This is a genomic window from Rahnella sikkimica, from assembly GCF_002951615.1.
Classification (GTDB): domain Bacteria; phylum Pseudomonadota; class Gammaproteobacteria; order Enterobacterales; family Enterobacteriaceae; genus Rahnella; species Rahnella sikkimica.
Genome location: NZ_CP019062.1, coordinates 1 through 20,330 on the forward strand (window position 1 = coordinate 1; position 20,330 = coordinate 20,330).

Annotated in this window: 15 protein-coding genes, 1 tRNA gene and 8 pseudogenes; 15 read left to right on the forward strand and 9 right to left on the reverse strand. The window is 50.7% G+C overall.

Annotation, left to right across the window (positions count from 1 at the left end):
- Positions 1 to 60: 60 nt before the first annotated feature.
- Positions 61 to 528 (reverse strand): xanthine phosphoribosyltransferase, encoded by a 468-nt coding sequence (gene gpt, locus BV494_RS00005; RefSeq protein ID WP_255414962.1) that lies wholly within the window; start codon positions 526 to 528, stop codon positions 61 to 63.
- 281 nt (positions 529 to 809) lie between these two features.
- Here gpt (BV494_RS00005) and pepD (BV494_RS00010) point away from each other — a divergent pair.
- Positions 810 to 2,264: pseudogene (gene pepD, locus BV494_RS00010) on the forward strand (beta-Ala-His dipeptidase).
- 70 nt (positions 2,265 to 2,334) lie between these two features.
- On the opposite strand, the pseudogene dinB (BV494_RS00015) reads toward pepD (BV494_RS00010), so the two are convergent.
- Positions 2,335 to 3,428, reverse strand: a pseudogene (gene dinB, locus BV494_RS00015) (DNA polymerase IV).
- A 281-nt stretch (positions 3,429 to 3,709) separates the two neighbouring features.
- On the opposite strand from dinB (BV494_RS00015), the pseudogene dpaA (BV494_RS00020) reads away from it, so the two are divergent.
- Positions 3,710 to 4,433: pseudogene (dpaA, locus tag BV494_RS00020) on the forward strand (peptidoglycan meso-diaminopimelic acid protein amidase).
- Here the strand turns inward: dpaA (BV494_RS00020) and BV494_RS00025 are convergent.
- Together BV494_RS00025 and lpcA (BV494_RS00030) are read right to left on the reverse strand one after the other, a co-directional pair.
- Positions 4,404 to 5,172, reverse strand: a pseudogene (locus tag BV494_RS00025) (class II glutamine amidotransferase). The pseudogenes dpaA (BV494_RS00020) and BV494_RS00025 sit on opposite strands and share 30 nt — an antisense overlap.
- A gap of 26 nt (positions 5,173 to 5,198) precedes the next feature.
- A pseudogene (gene lpcA, locus BV494_RS00030) lies at positions 5,199 to 5,658 on the reverse strand (D-sedoheptulose 7-phosphate isomerase); the annotation flags it as partial.
- 18 nt (positions 5,659 to 5,676) lie between these two features.
- Here lpcA (BV494_RS00030) and lpcA (BV494_RS00035) point away from each other — a divergent pair.
- Together lpcA (BV494_RS00035) and BV494_RS00040 are read left to right on the forward strand one after the other, a co-directional pair.
- Positions 5,677 to 6,205: pseudogene (lpcA, locus tag BV494_RS00035) on the forward strand (D-sedoheptulose 7-phosphate isomerase).
- A 44-nt stretch (positions 6,206 to 6,249) separates the two neighbouring features.
- Positions 6,250 to 6,925, forward strand: a pseudogene (locus tag BV494_RS00040) (class II glutamine amidotransferase); the annotation flags it as partial.
- Between the two features lie 42 nt (positions 6,926 to 6,967).
- Here the strand turns inward: BV494_RS00040 and dpaA (BV494_RS00045) are convergent.
- A complete protein-coding gene (gene dpaA / locus BV494_RS00045; protein ID WP_104920998.1) occupies positions 6,968 to 7,693 on the reverse strand; it encodes a peptidoglycan meso-diaminopimelic acid protein amidase in 726 nt (241 codons plus the stop codon).
- Between the two features lie 281 nt (positions 7,694 to 7,974).
- Between dpaA (BV494_RS00045) and dinB (BV494_RS00050) the strand changes: the two are divergent.
- Positions 7,975 to 9,070, forward strand: a pseudogene (gene dinB, locus BV494_RS00050) (DNA polymerase IV).
- Positions 9,071 to 9,140: 70 nt separating this feature from the next.
- Here dinB (BV494_RS00050) and pepD (BV494_RS00055) read toward each other — a convergent pair.
- Positions 9,141 to 10,601, reverse strand: a complete 1,461-nt coding sequence (pepD, locus tag BV494_RS00055) for a beta-Ala-His dipeptidase (RefSeq protein WP_104920999.1) — start codon at positions 10,599 to 10,601, stop codon at positions 9,141 to 9,143.
- 294 nt (positions 10,602 to 10,895) lie between these two features.
- Here pepD (BV494_RS00055) and gpt (BV494_RS00060) point away from each other — a divergent pair, with 294 nt between their 5' ends.
- The 9 genes from gpt (BV494_RS00060) (at position 10,896) to BV494_RS00100 (ending at position 18,450) form a co-directional block, all read left to right on the forward strand.
- Positions 10,896 to 11,354 (forward strand): xanthine phosphoribosyltransferase, encoded by a 459-nt coding sequence (gene gpt, locus BV494_RS00060; protein ID WP_056781475.1) that lies wholly within the window; start codon positions 10,896 to 10,898, stop codon positions 11,352 to 11,354.
- Positions 11,355 to 11,580: 226 nt separating this feature from the next.
- Entirely contained in the window at positions 11,581 to 12,831 is a 1,251-nt protein-coding gene (frsA, locus tag BV494_RS00065; RefSeq protein ID WP_104921000.1) for an esterase FrsA, read from the forward strand.
- A gap of 63 nt (positions 12,832 to 12,894) precedes the next feature.
- Entirely contained in the window at positions 12,895 to 13,296 is a 402-nt protein-coding gene (crl, locus tag BV494_RS00070; RefSeq protein WP_104921001.1) for a sigma factor-binding protein Crl, read from the forward strand.
- A 126-nt stretch (positions 13,297 to 13,422) separates the two neighbouring features.
- The gene (gene proB / locus BV494_RS00075; RefSeq protein WP_104921002.1) at positions 13,423 to 14,526 is read left to right on the forward strand and encodes a glutamate 5-kinase; all 1,104 of its coding nucleotides are present in this window, start codon (positions 13,423 to 13,425) and stop codon (positions 14,524 to 14,526) included.
- A gap of 10 nt (positions 14,527 to 14,536) precedes the next feature.
- Positions 14,537 to 15,790, forward strand: coding sequence for a glutamate-5-semialdehyde dehydrogenase (gene proA / locus BV494_RS00080; protein ID WP_104921003.1), 1,254 nt, complete (start codon positions 14,537 to 14,539; stop codon positions 15,788 to 15,790).
- A 157-nt stretch (positions 15,791 to 15,947) separates the two neighbouring features.
- Positions 15,948 to 16,023, forward strand: a tRNA-Thr gene (locus BV494_RS00085).
- Positions 16,024 to 16,430: 407 nt separating this feature from the next.
- Positions 16,431 to 17,816: a HEPN domain-containing protein gene (locus BV494_RS00090; protein WP_104921004.1), complete on the forward strand. Its 1,386-nt coding sequence runs from the start codon at positions 16,431 to 16,433 to the stop codon at positions 17,814 to 17,816.
- 78 nt (positions 17,817 to 17,894) lie between these two features.
- The gene (locus BV494_RS00095; protein ID WP_104921005.1) at positions 17,895 to 18,170 is read left to right on the forward strand and encodes an ash family protein; all 276 of its coding nucleotides are present in this window, start codon (positions 17,895 to 17,897) and stop codon (positions 18,168 to 18,170) included.
- Positions 18,171 to 18,189: 19 nt separating this feature from the next.
- Positions 18,190 to 18,450 carry a helix-turn-helix domain-containing protein gene (locus BV494_RS00100; RefSeq protein WP_104921006.1) on the forward strand — a complete coding sequence of 87 codons (261 nt, stop codon included), beginning with the start codon at positions 18,190 to 18,192 and terminating at the stop codon, positions 18,448 to 18,450.
- A gap of 47 nt (positions 18,451 to 18,497) precedes the next feature.
- Here BV494_RS00100 and BV494_RS25645 read toward each other — a convergent pair whose 3' ends face one another.
- Both BV494_RS25645 and BV494_RS00110 read right to left on the reverse strand, forming a co-directional pair.
- The gene (locus BV494_RS25645) at positions 18,498 to 18,920 is read right to left on the reverse strand and encodes a hypothetical protein (RefSeq protein ID WP_192938048.1); all 423 of its coding nucleotides are present in this window, start codon (positions 18,918 to 18,920) and stop codon (positions 18,498 to 18,500) included.
- Positions 18,921 to 19,005: 85 nt separating this feature from the next.
- Positions 19,006 to 19,320: a DUF1493 family protein gene (locus BV494_RS00110; RefSeq protein WP_104921007.1), complete on the reverse strand. Its 315-nt coding sequence runs from the start codon at positions 19,318 to 19,320 to the stop codon at positions 19,006 to 19,008.
- A gap of 385 nt (positions 19,321 to 19,705) precedes the next feature.
- Between BV494_RS00110 and bhsA the strand changes: the two genes are divergently transcribed.
- Positions 19,706 to 19,963 (forward strand): multiple stress resistance protein BhsA, encoded by a 258-nt coding sequence (gene bhsA / locus BV494_RS00115; RefSeq protein ID WP_104921008.1) that lies wholly within the window; start codon positions 19,706 to 19,708, stop codon positions 19,961 to 19,963.
- A 57-nt stretch (positions 19,964 to 20,020) separates the two neighbouring features.
- On the opposite strand, the gene BV494_RS00120 is transcribed toward bhsA, so the two are convergent.
- Entirely contained in the window at positions 20,021 to 20,248 is a 228-nt protein-coding gene (locus tag BV494_RS00120) for a hypothetical protein (RefSeq protein WP_104921009.1), read from the reverse strand.
- Positions 20,249 to 20,330: the final 82 nt, after the last annotated feature.

The following is a 20,330-nucleotide window of genomic DNA, read 5'->3' on the forward strand; positions in this document are numbered from 1 at the left end:
AGTCACTGCATCCTCTAAATCATTCTTGCTGGATCAAGGCAGCGCGAAGGATGACGAGGATTATTTGCCAACCAGTGGCGGGACGAATACCACGCCCATATCCCACGGCTGTTCAATCCAGGTGTTCTGCGGGATATCCACCACGTAATCGTCAACCAGCGGCGCACCGGCAGGTTTGGCGAAGATCGTGATGAAATGCGCTTTCGGATACATTTCGCGGATCGCTTTCGCGGTGCCGCCGGTATCGACCAGATCGTCGATGACGATGAAACCTTCACCGTCGCCTTCTGCGCGTTTCAGCACTTGCATTTCACGCTGATTGTCGTGGTCGTAGCTGGAGATACACACGGTATCCACATGACGGATGCACAGTTCGCGAGCCAGCAACGCTGCAGGAACAAGACCGCCACGGCTGGCAATAATGCCTTTCCATTGTTCTGCCGGCAGCAGGCGTTTCGCCATCGTGCGGGCGTGGATTTGCAGCATGTCCCAGGTTACAACGTATTTTCGCTCATAAAGGTGTCCCAGCCAGTGAATTGACGGCTTCTAAAAATGTATTCGAGGGGAAAAAAGGTTGCGCAGGATTATAGTGAGTCCAGCCTACAAAAACCAGCGGTTATAGTACCGCCAGCCCGCAAAAATCCTGCATTTTCTCCCCGCGCCCGCGCACAGGTTAAGATTAAGTGATATTGTGTCAGGCCACTCGCCACACAGTCTGGCGGGGATTACTTAACCTTAAACCTACAGCATCTCAATCAGCTCCCCTGCAAATGGAGCCTGAATGAGCTGACTGTTACAGGAGACTTATAGTGTCTGAACTGTCCCAGCTTTCGCCACAACCGTTGTGGGATATTTTTGCCAAAGTATGTTCAATTCCGCACCCTTCTTATCATGAAGAAGCGCTGGCAAAAACACATCGTTGAATGGGCTCAGGAAAAGGGTATCCACGCTGAGCGTGATGAAGTTGGCAACATTTTGCTGCGTAAACCGGCCACCCAAGCATGGAAAACCGCAAAGCCGTTGCCCCTGCAGGCTCACCTCGATATGGTGCCGCAGAAAAACAACGATACTGTTCATGATTTCACTAAAGATCCGATTCAGCCGTTCATCGAAGACGGTTGGGTAAAAGCCCGCGGCACCACGCTGGGCGCAGACAACGGCATCGGCCTGGCTTCTGCACTGGCGGTTCTGGCTGATGACAGCGTAGAACACGGCCCGGAAGTGCTGCTGACCATGACCGAAGAAACCGGCATGGCGGCGCATTTGGCCTGCAACCGGACTGGTTACAGTCTGAAATTCTGATCAACACCGATTCTGAAACCGAAGGCGAAATCTACATGGGTTGCGCCGGCGGGATTGATTTTACCGCCACGTTGCCACTGAGCCGCGAAGCGGTTCCGGCCGGTTTCACCACGCTGAAACTGACGCTGAAAGGCCTGAAAGGCGGTCACTCCGGCGCGATATCCACCTCGGTCTGGGCAACGCAAGCAAACTGCTGGTGCGCTTCCTGTCTGAGCACGCTGACACCTCGGCCTGCGTCTGCTGGATTTCACCGCGGTACGCTGCGTAACGCGATTCCCCGCGAAGCCATCGCGACGCTGGCGATTGCAGCCGATAAAGCTGATGCACTGAAAGCCGCTGCACAGGAATTCCTGGCAACGATTCAGTTCGAACTGTCTGCTGTTGAGAAGAAAATCGCTTTCGTTGTTGAAGCGGCAGAAAGCACAGCGAAAGCGCTGGGCAAAGACAGCCAGAGCAAATTTATTGCGCTGCTGAACGCGACGCCAAACGGCGTGATCCGCATGAGCGATGACGTGAAAGGCGTGGTAGAAACCTCCCTTAACGTCGGCGTTGTCACCATGAAAGATGACGAAGTGGCGATCAACAGCCTGATCCGTTCCCTTATCGACAGCGGCAAAGAATACGTCGTCAGCATGCTGAATTCACTGGGTGAACTCGCAGGCGCAAAAAACCTGGCAAAAGGCAGCTACCCTGGCTGGAAACCTGAGCCAAGCTCTCCGGTAATGAAACTGGTTCGTGAAACCTACGAAACGCTGTTCAGCAAAACCCCGAACATCATGGTGATCCACGCCGGTCTGGAATGCGGTCTGTTCAAAAAACCGTACCCGGACATGGACATGGTTTCCATCGGGCCAACCATCACCGGGCCACACTCGCCGGATGAGCAGGTTGAAATCGCCAGCGTTGAGCTCTACTGGAAACTGCTGACAGCACTGCTGAAAGCGATTCCTGAACGTAACTAATTGTTTTAGCTGCTCCCCCTGCGAAGGGGGAGGTCGGGAGAAGTTTAGCGATCAACTCATAAGTCGTTTGCTATACCCCACCCCAACCCTCCCCTTCGCAGGGGAGGGAGCTTAAATCCAGTAGCAACTGCCGTTCTATCTGCGGGTCCTGCAACGTGACATGCAACCCGACCAGACGCACACCCCGCCCGCCGCGCCGCTGTTCCCACGCTTCACGCGCCACTTTCAGTAAATCTTCTTTATTCAGCACCGGCCAGACGTGTTCCTGCGTAGTCTGCTGGAAATCATGGAATTTGAGTTTCACGCCCTGACGCGCGATGCGTAAGTTCGGGCTGACCCGGCTCAGGCGCGTTTGTAATTCAGGATATAAGCGTTCGATCAGCGCCACGCACTCTTCCCAACTGTGAATATCTTCCGCCAGCGTGCGTTCGACGCCGACAGATTTCCGCAGCCGCCCGGCTGAAATTTCACGCTCGTCGATGCCCTGACAACGCTCCCACAGCACGCGGCCAAATTTGCCAAACTGTTTCAGCAGCCTCGCTAAATCATAGCGCTGCACGTCGCCGCAGGTGATCAGCCCCTGCTCCTGCAATCGCTGGGCGGTGACTTTGCCAACGCCGGGGATTTTACTCAGCGGCAGATCCAGTAAAAAAGCCTCAACCTTGTCTGGTGTAATCACAAACTGGCCGTTGGGTTATTCAGGTCTGAGGCAATTTTTGCCAGAAATTTGATAGGTGCAATGCCCGCCGAGGCCGTCAGATTAATTTCATCAAAAATCGCCTGACGAATTTCAGCGGCGATCAGCGTCGCGGAGCCATTGCATTGGGTCGATTCTGAAACATCCAGATAAGCTTCGTCGAGTGACAGCGGTTCGATCAATGGCGTATAACGCGCAAAGATTTCGCGGATGTGGTTTGAGGCTTCTTTATACGCCTCCATTCGGCCGGGAATGACCTTCAGGTGCGGGCAAAGCTTGAGGGCCATTCCGGTCGGCATCGCGCTGTGTACGCCGAATTTACGTGCGGGATAATTGGCGGTGCTGATGACGCCACGCCGGTCGCGGCTGCCGCCGATGGCAACAGGAATGTCGCGCAGGGAAGGATCATCGCGCATCTCGACGGCCGCGAAAAAGCAGTCCATATCCACATGAATGATTTTACGCATAGCCCTCCCCTGATGACTGTATAAGTATACAGTTGAATCAGGAGATTTCAAACACAGAAAATGACGGTTAATTTGACTTAATTAATCACCATTAATGGCAACAGAAAGTATTTACATTTCTTAAACTGATTATTCAATATTTGGTGATTGCTAAAAAATTAATCAGTATTAATATGGCAACGTTTCAGACAGACAGTACATAAGAAGAAAATCAGTGGCGGTCTTACAGGCAGTTCATCTGTAGACAAAATAATCAAAATTATTATCAAGCAGGACTTAGAATGATCAGAATCGCGCTGTTTCTTGCGATGCTCCTCAGTTTGCCTTTATTTACAGCAAATTACGCCGTGGCCAGCGATGCTGTCCCGGTCAACGCGACGCTTAAAAAACAATTGTTAGGTGCTCCCGTTTATATCCAGATTTTCAAACAAGAACGTAAACTCGAATTGTATGCGCAGCTCGACGGCGAATATCGTCTGATCGGCGCCTACGGCATCTGCGATTTTTCGGGTGGTTTAGGAAATAAGCGTCGTGAAGGTGATTTTAAAAGCCCGGAAGGTTTCTATAACGTGGACATTCACCACCTGAAACCGGACAGCCGCTTTTATCGCGCCATCAACATCGGCTTCCCGAACGCGTATGACATCTCACAGGGCTATTCAGGTAAGTATCTGATGATCCACGGCAACTGCAAATCTATCGGTTGCTACGCGATGACTGACGGTTATATGGATGAAATTTTCACGTACGTGCAGGCGGCTTCCAGTTCGGCCAGCGCAACGTGCAGATCAGCATTTATCCGTTCAAAATGACCGATGCCAATATGCAGTCGCACAAAACTCAAGCTACATCACGTTCTGGCGTCAGCTACAGCCGGGCTTTGCGTACTTTGAGAAGCACCATCAGCCACCGAATGTCGTGGTGACTAACGGGCAATATGAAGTGCTGCAACCGTTATCAAACATCCCGCTGCCTTCACAGCTGGCGTTCGCCCCGGTGAAATAATGCGAATTCACCTGGAGCAATTTTGTTCCAGGTTTCGTTTGCCGTCAGCGGTTGCGTGGCAATCACGGTGACGACATCATCCGGTGTCGTCTGCTGCTGAAAATCAATTTCCACATCCTGATCCAACAACGTTGCCTTTCCGAAAGGCGCACGCCGCGTGATCCAGTGCAGATTCGTCGAACAATAGGCCATCACAAAATGCCCGTCCGACAACAGCATATTAAACACGGCCCTTCTGCCGTAACTCATCCGCCAGCGACGCAATATACCGGAACACCGGCGGCCAGCTTGCCGGTCGGCGCGGATAACGCTGGGTGAGTTTATGCAGCAACCAGCAAAATGCGTATTCACTGTCGGTCTGGCCGATCGGGCGCAATGTGCCGGTATCCAGCTGACGGTAACCGCGAAGCTGGCCGTTGTGCGCGTAAGTCCAGTTATGGCCCCACAGTTCGCGGGTAAACGGATGGGTATTCTCCAGCGCCACTTCGCCACGGTTTGCCTGACGAATATGGGAAATCACCGCACAGGATTTGATCGGGTATTCCTGAACAAGACGGGGCGATAGGCGAATTAAAACTCGGCATCGGATCTTTAAAAGTACGACAGCCATTCCCCTCGTAGAAGGTAATGCCCCAGCCGTCTTTATGCGGGCCAGTCCCGCCACCGCGCTGCACTAATCCGCTGAAACTGAAACAATATCAGTTGGAACGTTAGCGCTCATCCCGAGCAATTCGCACATCTCCCGCCTCCTTTACAGCAAAGGCATTACGCCTTCGCCATCTCTTTTTCGATTAACAGAATCAAAATGTGGATCACTTAATGTGATTTCCTGCACGCGGTCAGCGAAACCAAAGTGTGGCACGCGAATTTCCACGTCGGCAGAACCGTCCATTTTGCCGCCGTCTTTACCGGTCAGGGTAATGACTTTCATGCCTTTGGCGCGCGCGGCTTCAATCGCTTTGATCACGTTACCGGAATTGCCGGATGTGGAGATGCCCAACAGCACATCGCCTTTCTGACCCACGGCTTCCAGATAACGGGAGAAGATATATTCGTAACCGAAATCGTTGCCCACGCAGGAGATGTGGCTGACGTCGGAAATCGCAATCGCCGGGTAGCCCGGACGGTTTTCACGGTAGCGCCCGGTCAGTTCTTCCGCAAAATGCATGGCGTCACAGTGTGAACCGCCGTTACCGCAGGAAATCACTTTCCCGCCCGCCTTGAAACGACAGCTGCTGCTACGCTGAATAAATTCATCAGCGGATCCGGCAATATTGAGTCTATCAACGTGCAGCAGGCTGTGCCGATCTTTCAAGGCGGGCGGGAAAGTGATTTCCTGCGGTAACGGCGGTTCACACTGTGACGCCATGCATTTTGCGGAAGAACTGACCGGGCGCTACCGTGAAAACCGTCCGGGCTACCCGGCGATTGCGATTTCCGACGTCAGCCACATCTCCTGCGTGGGCAACGATTTCGGTTACGAATATATCTTCTCCCGTTATCTGGAAGCCGTGGGTCAGAAAGGCGATGTGCTGTTGGGCATCTCCACATCCGCAATTCGTAACGTGATCAAAGCGATTGAAGCCGCGCGCGCCAAAGGCATGAAAGTCATTACCCTGACCGGTAAAGACGGCGGCCAAAAATGGACGGTTCTTGCCGACGTGGAAATTCGCGTGCCACACTTTGGTTTCGCTGACCGCGTGCAGGAAATCCACATTAAAGTGATCCACATTTTGATTCTGTTAATCGAAAAAGAGATGGCGAAGGCGTAATGCCTTTGCTGTAAAGGAGGCGGGAGATGTGCGAATTGCTCGGGATGAGCGCTAACGTTCCAACTGATATTTGTTTCAGTTTCAGCGGATTAGTGCAGCGCGGTGGCGGGACTGGCCCGCATAAAGACGGCTGGGGCATTACCTTCTACGAGGGGAATGGCTGTCGTACTTTTAAAGATCCGATGCCGAGTTTTAATTCGCCTATCGCCCGTCTTGTTCAGGAATACCCGATCAAATCCTGTGCGGTGATTTCCCATATTCGTCAGGCAAACCGTGGCGAAGTGGCGCTGGAGAATACCCATCCGTTTACCCGCGAACTGTGGGGCCATAACTGGACTTACGCGCACAACGGCCAGCTTCGCGGTTACCGTCAGCTGGATACCGGCACATTGCGCCCGATCGGCCAGACCGACAGTGAATACGCATTTGCTGGTTGCTGCATAAACTCACCCAGCGTTATCCGCGCCGACCGGCAAGCTGGCCGCCGGTGTTCCGGTATATTGCGTCGCTGGCGGATGAGTTACGGCAGAAGGGCGTGTTTAATATGCTGTTGTCGGACGGGCATTTTGTGATGGCCTATTGTTCGACGAATCTGCACTGGATCACGCGGCGTGCGCCTTTCGGAAAGGCAACGTGTTGGATCAGGATGTGGAAATTGATTTTCAGCAGCAGACGACACCGGATGATGTCGTCACCGTGATTGCCACGCAACCGCTGACGGCAAACGAAACCTGGAACAAAATTGCTCCAGGTGAATTCGCATTATTTCACCGGGGCGAACGCCAGCTGTGAAGGCAGCGGGATGTTTGATAACGGTTGCAGCACTTCATATTGCCCGTTAGTCACCACGACATTCGGTGGCTGATGGTGCTTCTCAAAGTACGCAAAGCCCGGCTGTAGCTGACGCCAGAACGTGATGTAGCTTGAGTTTTTGTGCGACTGCATATTGGCATCGGTCATTTTGAACGGATAAATGCTGATCTGCACGTTGCGCTGGCCGAACTGGAAAGCCGCCTGCACGTACGTGAAAATTTCATCCATATAACCGTCAGTCATCGCGTAGCAACCGATAGATTTGCAGTTGCCGTGGATCATCAGATACTTACCTGAATAGCCCTGTGAGATGTCATACGCGTTCGGGAAGCCGATGTTGATGGCGCGATAAAAGCGGCTGTCCGGTTTCAGGTGGTGAATGTCCACGTTATAGAAACCTTCCGGGCTTTTAAAATCACCTTCACGACGCTTATTTCCTAAACCACCCGAAAAATCGCAGATGCCGTAGGCGCCGATCAGACGATATTCGCCGTCGAGCTGCGCATACAATTCGAGTTTACGTTCTTGTTTGAAAATCTGGATATAAACGGGAGCACCTAACAATTGTTTTTTAAGCGTCGCGTTGACCGGGACAGCATCGCTGGCCACGGCGTAATTTGCTGTAAATAAAGGCAAACTGAGGAGCATCGCAAGAAACAGCGCGATTCTGATCATTCTAAGTCCTGCTTGATAATAATTTTGATTATTTTGTCTACAGATGAACTGCCTGTAAGACCGCCACTGATTTTCTTCTTATGTACTGTCTGTCTGAAACGTTGCCATATTAATACTGATTAATTTTTTAGCAATCACCAAATATTGAATAATCAGTTTAAGAAATGTAAATACTTTCTGTTGCCATTAATGGTGATTAATTAAGTCAAATTAACCGTCATTTTCTGTGTTTGAAATCTCCTGATTCAACTGTATACTTATACAGTCATCAGGGGAGGGCTATGCGTAAAATCATTCATGTGGATATGGACTGCTTTTTCGCGGCCGTCGAGATGCGCGATGATCCTTCCCTGCGCGACATTCCTGTTGCCATCGGCGGCAGCCGCGACCGGCGTGGCGTCATCAGCACCGCCAATTATCCCGCACGTAAATTCGGCGTACACAGCGCGATGCCGACCGGAATGGCCCTCAAGCTTTGCCCGCACCTGAAGGTCATTCCCGGCCGAATGGAGGCGTATAAAGAAGCCTCAAACCACATCCGCGAAATCTTTGCGCGTTATACGCCATTGATCGAACCGCTGTCACTCGACGAAGCTTATCTGGATGTTTCAGAATCGACCCAATGCAATGGCTCCGCGACGCTGATCGCCGCTGAAATTCGTCAGGCGATTTTTGATGAAATTAATCTGACGGCCTCGGCGGGCATTGCACCTATCAAATTTCTGGCAAAAATTGCCTCAGACCTGAATAAACCCAACGGCCAGTTTGTGATTACACCAGACAAGGTTGAGGCTTTTTTTACTGGATCTGCCGCTGAGTAAAATCCCCGGCGTTGGCAAAGTCACCGCCCAGCGATTGCAGGAGCAGGGGCTGATCACCTGCGGCGACGTGCAGCGCTATGATTTAGCGAGGCTGCTGAAACAGTTTGGCAAATTTGGCCGCGTGCTGTGGGAGCGTTGTCAGGGCATCGACGAGCGTGAAATTTCAGCCGGGCGGCTGCGGAAATCTGTCGGCGTCGAACGCACGCTGGCGGAAGATATTCACAGTTGGGAAGAGTGCGTGGCGCTGATCGAACGCTTATATCCTGAATTACAAACGCGCCTGAGCCGGGTCAGCCCGAACTTACGCATCGCGCGTCAGGGCGTGAAACTCAAATTCCATGATTTCCAGCAGACTACGCAGGAACACGTCTGGCCGGTGCTGAATAAAGAAGATTTACTGAAAGTGGCGCGTGAAGCGTGGGAACAGCGGCGCGGCGGGCGGGGTGTGCGTCTGGTCGGGTTGCATGTCACGTTGCAGGACCCGCAGATAGAACGGCAGTTGCTACTGGATTTAAGCTCCCTCCCCTGCGAAGGGGAGGGTTGGGGTGGGGTATAGCAAACGACTTATGAGTTGATCGCTAAACTTCTCCCGACCTCCCCCTTCGCAGGGGGAGCAGCTAAAACAATTAGTTACGTTCAGGAATCGCTTTCAGCAGTGCTGTCAGCAGTTTCCAGTAGAGCTCAACGCTGGCGATTTCAACCTGCTCATCCGGCGAGTGTGGCCCGGTGATGGTTGGCCCGATGGAAACCATGTCCATGTCCGGGTACGGTTTTTTGAACAGACCGCATTCCAGACCGGCGTGGATCACCATGATGTTCGGGGTTTTGCTGAACAGCGTTTCGTAGGTTTCACGAACCAGTTTCATTACCGGAGAGCTTGGCTCAGGTTTCCAGCCAGGGTAGCTGCCTTTTGCCAGGTTTTTTGCGCCTGCGAGTTCACCCAGTGAATTCAGCATGCTGACGACGTATTCTTTGCCGCTGTCGATAAGGGAACGGATCAGGCTGTTGATCGCCACTTCGTCATCTTTCATGGTGACAACGCCGACGTTAAGGGAGGTTTCTACCACGCCTTTCACGTCATCGCTCATGCGGATCACGCCGTTTGGCGTCGCGTTCAGCAGCGCAATAAATTTGCTCTGGCTGTCTTTGCCCAGCGCTTTCGCTGTGCTTTCTGCCGCTTCAACAACGAAAGCGATTTTCTTCTCAACAGCAGACAGTTCGAACTGAATCGTTGCCAGGAATTCCTGTGCAGCGGCTTTCAGTGCATCAGCTTTATCGGCTGCAATCGCCAGCGTCGCGATGGCTTCGCGGGGAATCGCGTTACGCAGCGTACCGCCGGTGAAATCCAGCAGACGCAGGCCGAGGGTGTCAGCGTGCTCAGACAGGAAGCGCACCAGCAGTTTGCTTGCGTTGCCCAGACCGAGGTGGATATCCGCGCCGGAGTGACCGCCTTTCAGGCCTTTCAGCGTCAGTTTCAGCGTGGTGAAACCGGCCGGAACCGCTTCGCGGCTCAGTGGCAACGTGGCGGTAAAATCAATCCCGCCGGCGCAACCCATGTAGATTTCGCCTTCGGTTTCAGAATCGGTGTTGATCAGAATTTCAGACTGTAACCAGTCCGGTTGCAGGCCAAATGCGCCCGCCATGCCGGTTTCTTCGGTCATGGTCAGCAGCACTTCCAGCGGGCCGTGTTCTACGCTGTCATCAGCCAGAACCGCCAGTGCAGAAGCCAGGCCGATGCCGTTGTCTGCGCCCAGCGTGGTGCCGCGGGCTTTTACCCAACCGTCTTCGATGAACGGCTGAATCGGATCTTTAGTGAAATCATGAACAGTATCGTTGTTTTTCTGCGGCACCATATCGAGGTGAGCCTGCAGGGCAACGGCTTTGCGGTTTTCCATGCCTTGGGTGGCCGGTTTACGCAGCAAAATGTTGCCAACTTCATCACGCTCAGCGTGGATACCCTTTTCCTGAGCCCATTCAACGATGTGTTTTGCCAGCGCTTCTTCATGATAAGAAGGGTGCGGAATTGAACATACTTTGGCAAAAATATCCCACAACGGTTGTGGCGAAAGCTGGGACAGTTCAGACACTATAAGTCTCCTGTAACAGTCAGCTCATTCAGGCTCCATTTGCAGGGGAGCTGATTGAGATGCTGTAGGTTTAAGGTTAAGTAATCCCCGCCAGACTGTGTGGCGAGTGGCCTGACACAATATCACTTAATCTTAACCTGTGCGCGGGCGCGGGGAGAAAATGCAGGATTTTTGCGGGCTGGCGGTACTATAACCGCTGGTTTTTGTAGGCTGGACTCACTATAATCCTGCGCAACCTTTTTTCCCCTCGAATACATTTTTAGAAGCCGTCAATTCACTGGCTGGGACACCTTTATGAGCGAAAAATACGTTGTAACCTGGGACATGCTGCAAATCCACGCCCGCACGATGGCGAAACGCCTGCTGCCGGCAGAACAATGGAAAGGCATTATTGCCGTCAGCCGTGGCGGTCTTGTTCCTGCAGCGTTGCTGGCTCGCGAACTGTGCATCCGTCATGTGGATACCGTGTGTATCTCCAGCTACGACCACGACAATCAGCGTGAAATGCAAGTGCTGAAACGCGCAGAAGGCGACGGTGAAGGTTTCATCGTCATCGACGATCTGGTCGATACCGGCGGCACCGCGAAAGCGATCCGCGAAATGTATCCGAAAGCGCATTTCATCACGATCTTCGCCAAACCTGCCGGTGCGCCGCTGGTTGACGATTACGTGGTGGATATCCCGCAGAACACCTGGATTGAACAGCCGTGGGATATGGGCGTGGTATTCGTCCCGCCACTGGTTGGCAAATAAATCCTCGTCATCCTTCGCGCTGCCTTGATCCAGCAAGAATGATTTAGAGGATGCAGTGACTCCTTTTTAACGCCTGGCGCATTGCCGGGCGTTTTGCTTTTGTTGCCCTGAAATCCATTCCGCTTGACCTCACTCCTGTCTTGTCGCAACGTGGGCGGGTTATAATCCCTGCCTGAAATGTTCGCCTGCGGGCGAAAAGCTGCTTGCTAACGGAGGATCTCGCATCATGGCTCCAGTCAATCTCACGGAAAAACTGTTCAAACCGTCATTCAAATATCCGGAAACCTCGACTCTGGTTCATCGCGTTCATCATCACAATACCCACCCGCCGATGCACTCAGCGCTGGAAGGTGACACGGTGAATTGCTGGTACCGGACAATCAACCGTCTGATGTGGATGTGGCGTGGCGTTGATCCGCTGGAAGTGGAAGAAGTGCTGTCGCGGATTGCCGTTTCCAAAGCCGAGCACAGCGACCCGTTATTGCTCGATACCGTCATTGGTTATCGCAACGGTAACTGGATTTATGAATGGTCGAATCAGGCCATGCTCTGGCAGCAAAAAGCGGTGGAAGAGCAAGACGCCCACCTCGCCAGTGAATACTGGCTGAAAGCCGCGAACCTTTACAGCATTGCCGGTTATCCGCATCTGAAAGGCGATACGCTGGCTGAACAGGCGGAAGTGCTGGCCAATAAAGCGTTTGAGAAATCCTCCGAGCATTCGCCGTATGACCTGAAAGAGCTGGAATTCAAAATCCCCGGCGGCGCGCCGATCACCGGTTTCCTGCATCTGCCGAACGAAGGCAAAGCGCCGTTCCCCACTGTCATGGTGTGCGGCGGTCTGGACACGCTACAGAGTGACCATCAGCGCCTGTTCCGTTCTTATCTCGCGCCGATGGGCATTGCGATGCTCACCATCGACATGCCGTCGATCGGTTTTTCCTCAAAATGGAAACTGACGCAGGACACCAGCTTCCTGCATCAGCAGGTTCTTATGCAGCTTGCGGATGTGCCGTGGGTGGATGCCAGCCGCGTCAGCCTGCTGGGTTATCGTTTTGGGGCGAACGTCGCCGTGCGTCTGGCGTACCTTGAACCGCGCCGTGTGCGGGCTGTAGCGACGCTGGGTGCGCTGGTACATACGCTGCTGAGCGATCCAAAATGTCAGGAACAGGTGCCGGATATGTACATGGACGTGCTGGCGAGCCGCATCGGAATGTCGACGGCGTCGGACTCCGCGCTGAAAACCGAACTTAATCGATATTCTCTGAAAACGCAGGGGTTGTTAGGGCGCAGAACACCGACGCCAATGCTGGCTGCCTACTGGGAAAGCGATATCTTCAGCCCGAAGACCGAAGCCAGGCTGATTGCGGATTCTTCTGCCGACGGCAAGCTTTTAGCCATCAAAAGTGAACCGCTTTATCAGCACTTTGACAGCGCATTACACGACATTTGTGAATGGCTGGAAACGCATATGCGTTAACTTAACAGTTGCTAATTCTTAACGGTTTGCTAAAAAGGATCGTCTTTCTATGGAGGTTGTACAATGACGTTACCAAGTGGTCATCCTAAAAGCAGGCTAATGAAACGTTTCGGTACACTCGGGCCGTACATTAGAGAAGGGAAATGCGAGAACGACCGCTTTTTCTTTGACTGCTTAGCGGTGTGTGTGAACGTGAAGCCTGCGCCAGAAAAGCGTGAGTTCTGGGGCTGGTGGATAGAGTTGCAGGCCGAAGCCGAACGTTTTACCTATGTTTATCAGTTCGGTTTGTTCGATAAAGACGGGATCTGGAAAGCGCAAAACATTAAAGATGCTGAAGTGCGTGAGAAACTTGAGACCACCCTGAAAGGGTTCCACAAAAAACTCAACACGATGATCGAAGAGATGTCGCTCAAACTGGAACCCGCTGATGATTTCAGCGAAGAACCGGTGAAGCTCTCCGCCTGACGCCTTCTGTACTACCCATTCCCATACTGAATGCTGCTATTATAGCGTTATGCCGGTTGGCATAACGCTTCTCCCCTGTTACAAAGACAACGAAGCATTTCTTATTTCACCTTAATGGAAAGACTAATGAGTGGCAGTCAGACACTGGTTGTAAAACTGGGCACCAGCGTGCTCACTGGCGGTTCACGCCGCCTCAACCGTGCTCACATTGTTGAGCTTGTCCGCCAGTGCGCGCAACAACATGCGGCAGGGCACCGGATTGTGATTGTAACGTCGGGCGCGATTGCCGCCGGGCGTGAACATCTTGGCTACCCCGAACTCCCCGCCACCATTGCTTCCAAACAGCTGCTGGCTGCCGTCGGGCAAAGCCGTTTAATTCAGCTCTGGGAGCAATTGTTTTCGATTTACGGCATCCACATTGGTCAGATGTTGCTGACCCGTGCCGATATGGAAGATCGCGAGCGTTTCCTGAATGCCCGCGACACGATGCACGCGTTGCTCGATAACCATATCGTGCCGGTGATCAATGAGAACGATGCCGTCGCCACCGCAGAGATTAAAGTCGGCGATAACGACAATCTCTCGGCGCTGGCCGCGATTCTGGCCGGTGCTGATAAACTGCTGCTGCTGACCGATCAGCGCGGCCTGTTTACTGCCGATCCGCGTACCAATCCTGAAGCCGAACTGATCCGCGAAGTCATGACCATTGATGATGAACTGCGTGGCGTAGCGGGCGACAGCGTTTCCGGCCTCGGAACGGGCGGGATGGCGACAAAACTGCAAGCCGCAGACGTCGCGTGCCGTGCGGGTGTCGACACGATTATCGCCGCAGGTAATTTACCGGGCGTGATTGGCGATGTGATTAACGGCATTTCCGTCGGCACACGTTTCCACGCGATGGAAACCCCGCTTGAGAACCGTAAACGCTGGATTTTCGGCGCACCGCCAGCCGGTGAAATCACCATCGACGACGGCGCGGTTTCCGCCATGATGGAACGCGGCAGTTCCCTGCTGCCAAAAGGGATCCGCGAAGTAAAAGGCGATTTCTCGCGTGGCGAAGTGATCCGCATCCGCAATCTTAACGGGCGTGACCTCGCGCACGGCGTCAGCCGCTATAACAGCGATGCGATGCGCATGATTGCGGGACATCACTCTCAGCAGATCAGCGAAATTCTCGGTTACGAATACGGCCCGGTTGCCGTTCACCGTGACGATATGATTGTCAGTTAAGGAGTTACACATGCTTAACGAGATGGGCAAGGCCGCGAAAGCCGCGTCTTGGCAGCTCTCCACCCTCAGCACCGCGCAGAAAAACCATGCGCTGATGCTGATGGCTGACATGCTCGAGGCCAACAGCCAGAGCATTATTCTTGCCAACGAACTGGATATGGCCGCTGCACGCGAAAGCGGCATGAGCGAAGCGTTACTGGATCGCCTGTTGCTGACGCCCGCGCGTTTATCCGCTATTGCCAGCGACGTGCGCGATGTTTGCCGCCTGAGCGATCCGGTCGGGCAGGTGATTGACGGTTCTCAGCAGGACAGCGGTTTGCGTCTCGAACGCCGCCGCGTCCCGCTGGGCGTGATTGGCGTGATTTATGAAGCGCGTCCGAACGTCACCATCGACGTCGCCAGCCTGTGCCTGAAAACGGGCAACGCGGTTATCCTGCGCGGCGGGAAAGAAACGCATCACACCAACCAGGCGACAGTCAAAGTGATCCAGCTGGCGCTGGAAGAATGTGGCCTGCCAAAAGCCGCCGTTCAGGCCATCGACAGCCCGGATCGCGCGCTGGTGGCGGAACTGCTGCGTCTGGATAAATACGTCGACATGCTGATCCCACGCGGTGGCGCGGCGCTGCACAAACTGTGCCGCGAACAGTCCACCATTCCGGTGATCACCGGCGGTATCGGCGTGTGTCATACGTTTGTGGATGAAAGCGTGGATTTCGACAAAGCGCTGACCGTGATTGAAAGCGCGAAAGTCCAGCGTCCGAGCGCCTGTAACAGCCTCGAAACCGTGCTGGTGCATCAGGCGATTGCAGAACGTTTCCTGCCGGAGCTGAGTGGCCGTATGCAACGCGCGGGCGTAACGCTTCATGCCAGTGAATCTGCCATGCCGCATCTGCAAAATGGCCCGGCGAAAGTGCTGGCCGTGACTGAAGAAGATTATCAGGATGAGTGGTTGTCGCTGGATCTGAACGTCACCGTCGTCGCCGATCTGGACGCCGCCGTGGCGCATATCCGCACCTACGGCACCGAACATTCAGATGCGATCCTCACCCGTTCCATCAGCTCGGCTGACCGTTTCGTGCGTGAAGTCGATTCCTCGGCGGTCTACGTCAACGCCAGCACCCGTTTCACCGATGGCGGACAGTTCGGTTTAGGCGCAGAAGTGGCGGTCAGTACCCAAAAACTGCACGCCCGCGGCCCGATGGGATTAGAAGCCCTGACGACCTATAAATGGATTGGTTACGGCGATGATTTAGTACGTCCGTGACCCTTTTTCTACCGGTTTCAAGCCTATGAAACCGGTAGAAATTTCCTATTCTGCGTCATTTGATGAGAAAAGCAGCAAACGCACTTTCAGGGGCTTGACGGCAGCGTCAGATTTCACTAATTTAGCACCCCGTAGTCCCCCGGTAACACTCCAAAAAGCCGACTTAGCTCAGTAGGTAGAGCAACTGACTTGTAATCAGTAGGTCACCAGTTCGATTCCGGTAGTCGGCACCATTTTCCAGATCCAATCCCAAAAATATCAAAACGTTAATACTCCACGCTCCGGCGATGTATGGCTGTTCTCATCTCGCTTTTTCACGTCAAAAAAACACAATAGCCATAACGTGCGCAGGGTGATAAAGATCTCAGCAACCGTCCTGCCAGAATCTTGACGGACTCCGTCGGCAAGGAATAAGTTGTTACCCCGTAGCCTCGGCAATCCCTCCAAAAGCCGATATAGCTCAGTGGGTAGAGTTGCTATTTTTTTAATGAAAAATCTCTGATTCTCTCAGTTAATTTGGCATGTCAAGCTCATATGACTTCTCATAAGAAAATTACTGGTATTAGTTCTTAATGTAGTTATAGTATCTTACATATCAATTAAATTTAGTTAGTAATTATATTTACCAAGGTTGGTTTTAATGGGTGCAACCAAACAAGATATAGTTGACTTTAAATTCATTTATTCTGAATGTCTGCGAATTCAAGAAAATTTATCCCAAGGGATTTTTATTGATGAGTTCAATAAAGAGTATGATGGGAAATTTGGCAGTATTGGCATGATTATTGATGTGCCAGAGAATGTTTATATTAGAGATAGAACAAAGAGTTACCCTCAACTTAAATTATCATATAAGGCTTATGATAAATTTTTAGAAATATCAAGAAGGCAAATAAATTCAAATCGTTTAGCTAACCATATTACTCTTGGAGAGCTTTCTGCATTTTTACGCGAAGAGTTTTATTTGTTAATACTTAACAATGAAGTTGTTGACGAAAACAGATCTTACTCAAAATTAATCGATAAAGCCATTAAAAAGTCATTTAAGAAAATGGATGCTGAAATTTTCTATTTCCCGATTTTAGCATTAGGTTTAGAAGGGGATCTAAACATTGGAAACGCTAAGATTTGCACTAAAAAATCTATTTTTGATAGAGCTAACATTCTGCATGAAAAATATATAATCGATAATGCTATTTCTTTTTGTGAAAGTAATAAATACGCTTACGACCACTTTTTAAAAGTTATTGTCACTAAAAGATCTAATTTTTTGAGAGAAAAAGTAGCTAAAAATATTGCTGATTTTATCATGGGAATTCTTCAACTTTTCAGCGAACATTACGGTATTTCTCATGATTTTGTATCTTTATCATTCAACCCTCAACCAAAATATGATGGATTTTATTTCAAGGAAATTGATGGCGGTAATTTTGATTACAACTTTTCAAGTCGGGGGAGAATATTATGGAGCAATATTTTTTGGGGTAAATTTCAAGAAGACTTTAAATCCGAAATTGGTAATGTTTTATCAACGTTGATTAGTATAGCATTGGATCCCTCTAGTGAAAGGGTTATTGCAGATAGGTTGATTGACTCTATTTATACGTTTAATAGTGCCTTGAATGATAAAGATGAAGCTTTTTGTATAGTAAAATTAACTGCTGCAATGGAAAGACTTGTTAGTTTGACTTCTGAGAAAAATAGCGGGATTACCTCGCGTAACTTTAGGAATAGAGTTGCAGCTCTAGTCGCTGTTTATCACGGTGAGTTTGATAAGTGGATTAATGTCTCTCAGGAAATGTATGACTTACGATCGGATATAGTCCATGGAAATTTATCCATTTACCGAACTTCTGAATCTATAAATAGGAGTGTATATAGCCAACTTGTAGCTAAGGCTATTTTATCTGGCTGCATCGGTTTCTTTAATTGCGGTCTTACAACACCTGATAAGGATGAAAATTTAAAAAAATTCTACCGAGGATTAGAGTTCCATTTTGGAATTAATGATTTAGATGAATTATAATAATTTTAAACCTGCAGATAATAAGTATTTCCTCCATAAAAACTTCTTGGAACCCATCTCGCAACTTCAACGACTTACTTGGTCAGCTTTAGGGATTTCCTATATAATGCACCCGCTGTGGCCAAATCCGCAGCCGAGTTTCGCAGCTCGTGTAATCTGAAGGCGGCACCTCATGTTGAGAGTGCCGTCGCTTTGACGCAACTATTGAAAATGCGGCCTCTTGCTGCACGCAATATCTCAATGGTGGCTCAGGCGGGGCAGCCCTCGGGCTGGCCGGTAGCCTTCAGAACCGGTACTGCGAACCTCGTCTGGGCTACCACCAATGGGTTTCGCAGCTCCTGTGGTAGTGAGTAACTATCTGAAGGAGCAATCCATGAATACTTCCAACGACTGGCATCCCGCCGACATCATCGCAGCACTTCGCAAGAAAGGCACCACGCTGGCAGCGGTTTCACGCGCAGCGGGGCTGAGTTCATCCACGCTTTCCAACGCACTTTCCAGACCCTGGCCGAAAGGTGAAATTATTATTTGTCGGGCTATTGGTGTATTGCCACATACAATCTGGCCGAGTCGTTATTTTGACCAGCAGGGTAATTTGATTTCACGACCGGTTCGTGCGCCGAATAAACGTTAAGTGGTTTTCAAACGGCAGATAAAATCTCTGCCGTTTTTAGCCTTCTGTTAATCCTGTTTTTCCACAGCCTGAACCGCAGCGAAAAGTTTACTGCAAAACGGTTTGTTTCTGGTCGGGCAAGAGTGGGACGACAATTTGGCAATCTGAGTCAGGTCATCCGTATCAAGGGTTGAATCAATATGCCTCAGAACGTATTCCTCAAATGTGGGATCTCGATCAATCAGCGATTGTAGCTTCCCGGTCTCCTTCCATTTATCTGCGAACATTCTGGCAATTGCTTCTGAATTTCCTTCCGCAATACTTCCGTCATCACACTGTTTGTAAGCGGTGTAATTATCGTAAATAGCTTTCCAGGTACTCAGATTATCGATGGCTAAATCTGCTGCTGTGGCTTCATTCTGAGTGCAGACTTCTGCGTGAACTGTTCCTGTTAGAAGGGCGAGTGACAATATTGCGGTGAATGTTTTCATATGAATTTAACCCGGAAGCTTAGTATTTTTATTGCAGGACATTGCGACTATTTGATTCTTCGCTCACTTAATCGTAAAGCCACTTTCACGCACGAGCCGATTCAGCCAGCATTTTGAGTTTGAGCGGTTGCGGTTCATCGTCATCATTCCCACAGGTACACAGCCCAAAGAGTATGAAAGTTTCAACAGGCCAGTATCTGTAGAAATCAAACCCTGAAGGCGCTACATCGTATTTCTCAAAATACTCATTCATGGTGTCTCCGCCTGTTTCGCTTGCCCAGACGTATTTACCGGTAGAAAGACCGGTATCAATTGTGACGGGCCATCGCTTATTGAAGAATACGCTGGGCGTATTGAATCGCTCGCAGTACCACTGGAGGAACTCTTCGTTAGACACCATGTTTTTTTATACGACAAAAAAGAAATCAGAAGCTCAAAATAAGCGCGTAAAAAGCCCTTCCACAAGGCCGTTCGTGCCATAGAAAATTCATATGTTTTATGGATTTATAAAGGGATAGTGATTAGTTATGCGAATAAGTAAGCAGGATCAGTAAAGCAAGCTACGGACAAAATCTCTACCATCTTCCTTCCTGTTTCTCCCTTCCTGCTTGTTTCAGAACGCGATCGCACATTTAGTTAATGCTCATTAAATAAATGTCTTGCACAAAGCCTCATCAGCCATTAGTATTTACTTATCGAACGTTAATTAATAAATAACGTTGACCAGAAACTGGGGTTCCTGAAGAAGGCATCCCAAACCAAATTAACGAACAGGAATTAACATCATGAAAACCATCGCAATGACACTCGCTGCTCTGACAATCGCTACCGCTTCATTCTCTACTCTGGCTGCAACTGAAGTTCAGTCCGCACCTGCCGGTCAGCAGAGTCTGGGTGTGGTCAGCGCATCAACTTACGGCTCACTGCCTGGCCTGCAATCACAACTGAATGCCAAAGCTGAACAGGCTGGTGCAAGTTCATACCGCATCATTGGTGCTTCCGGTAATAACCAGATGCACGGTACAGCAGAACTGTACAAATAAGATGTCAAAGCAGTATGCAGAAGAGGCGGCGTTTGCCGCCTTTTTCATGTCTGCGGTTTAGTGGAATTTATGGAAATAGTTATTGCGGATTTTGCGGTTGATAAAGCCATGAAGGCCGCTGCCTGCTTTCGCCATCGCTTTCATGCGGTCCACATCTGCCAGACCGGGGCGAATGGAGTTATAAATGTAATGCCAGCCATCTTTAAACTTAACCGTAATTGAATCTTCCGATGTTATGAAAGCGACGATACCCGAATTACCTCCCCGATTTTGGTACCTTTCCATCCCCACCTCCCTGCCAGTTACAGTCGATTTAAGTCAAATAATCATAGCCACGATTTTTTTGCGGTTATGTGATCTCTTCGGC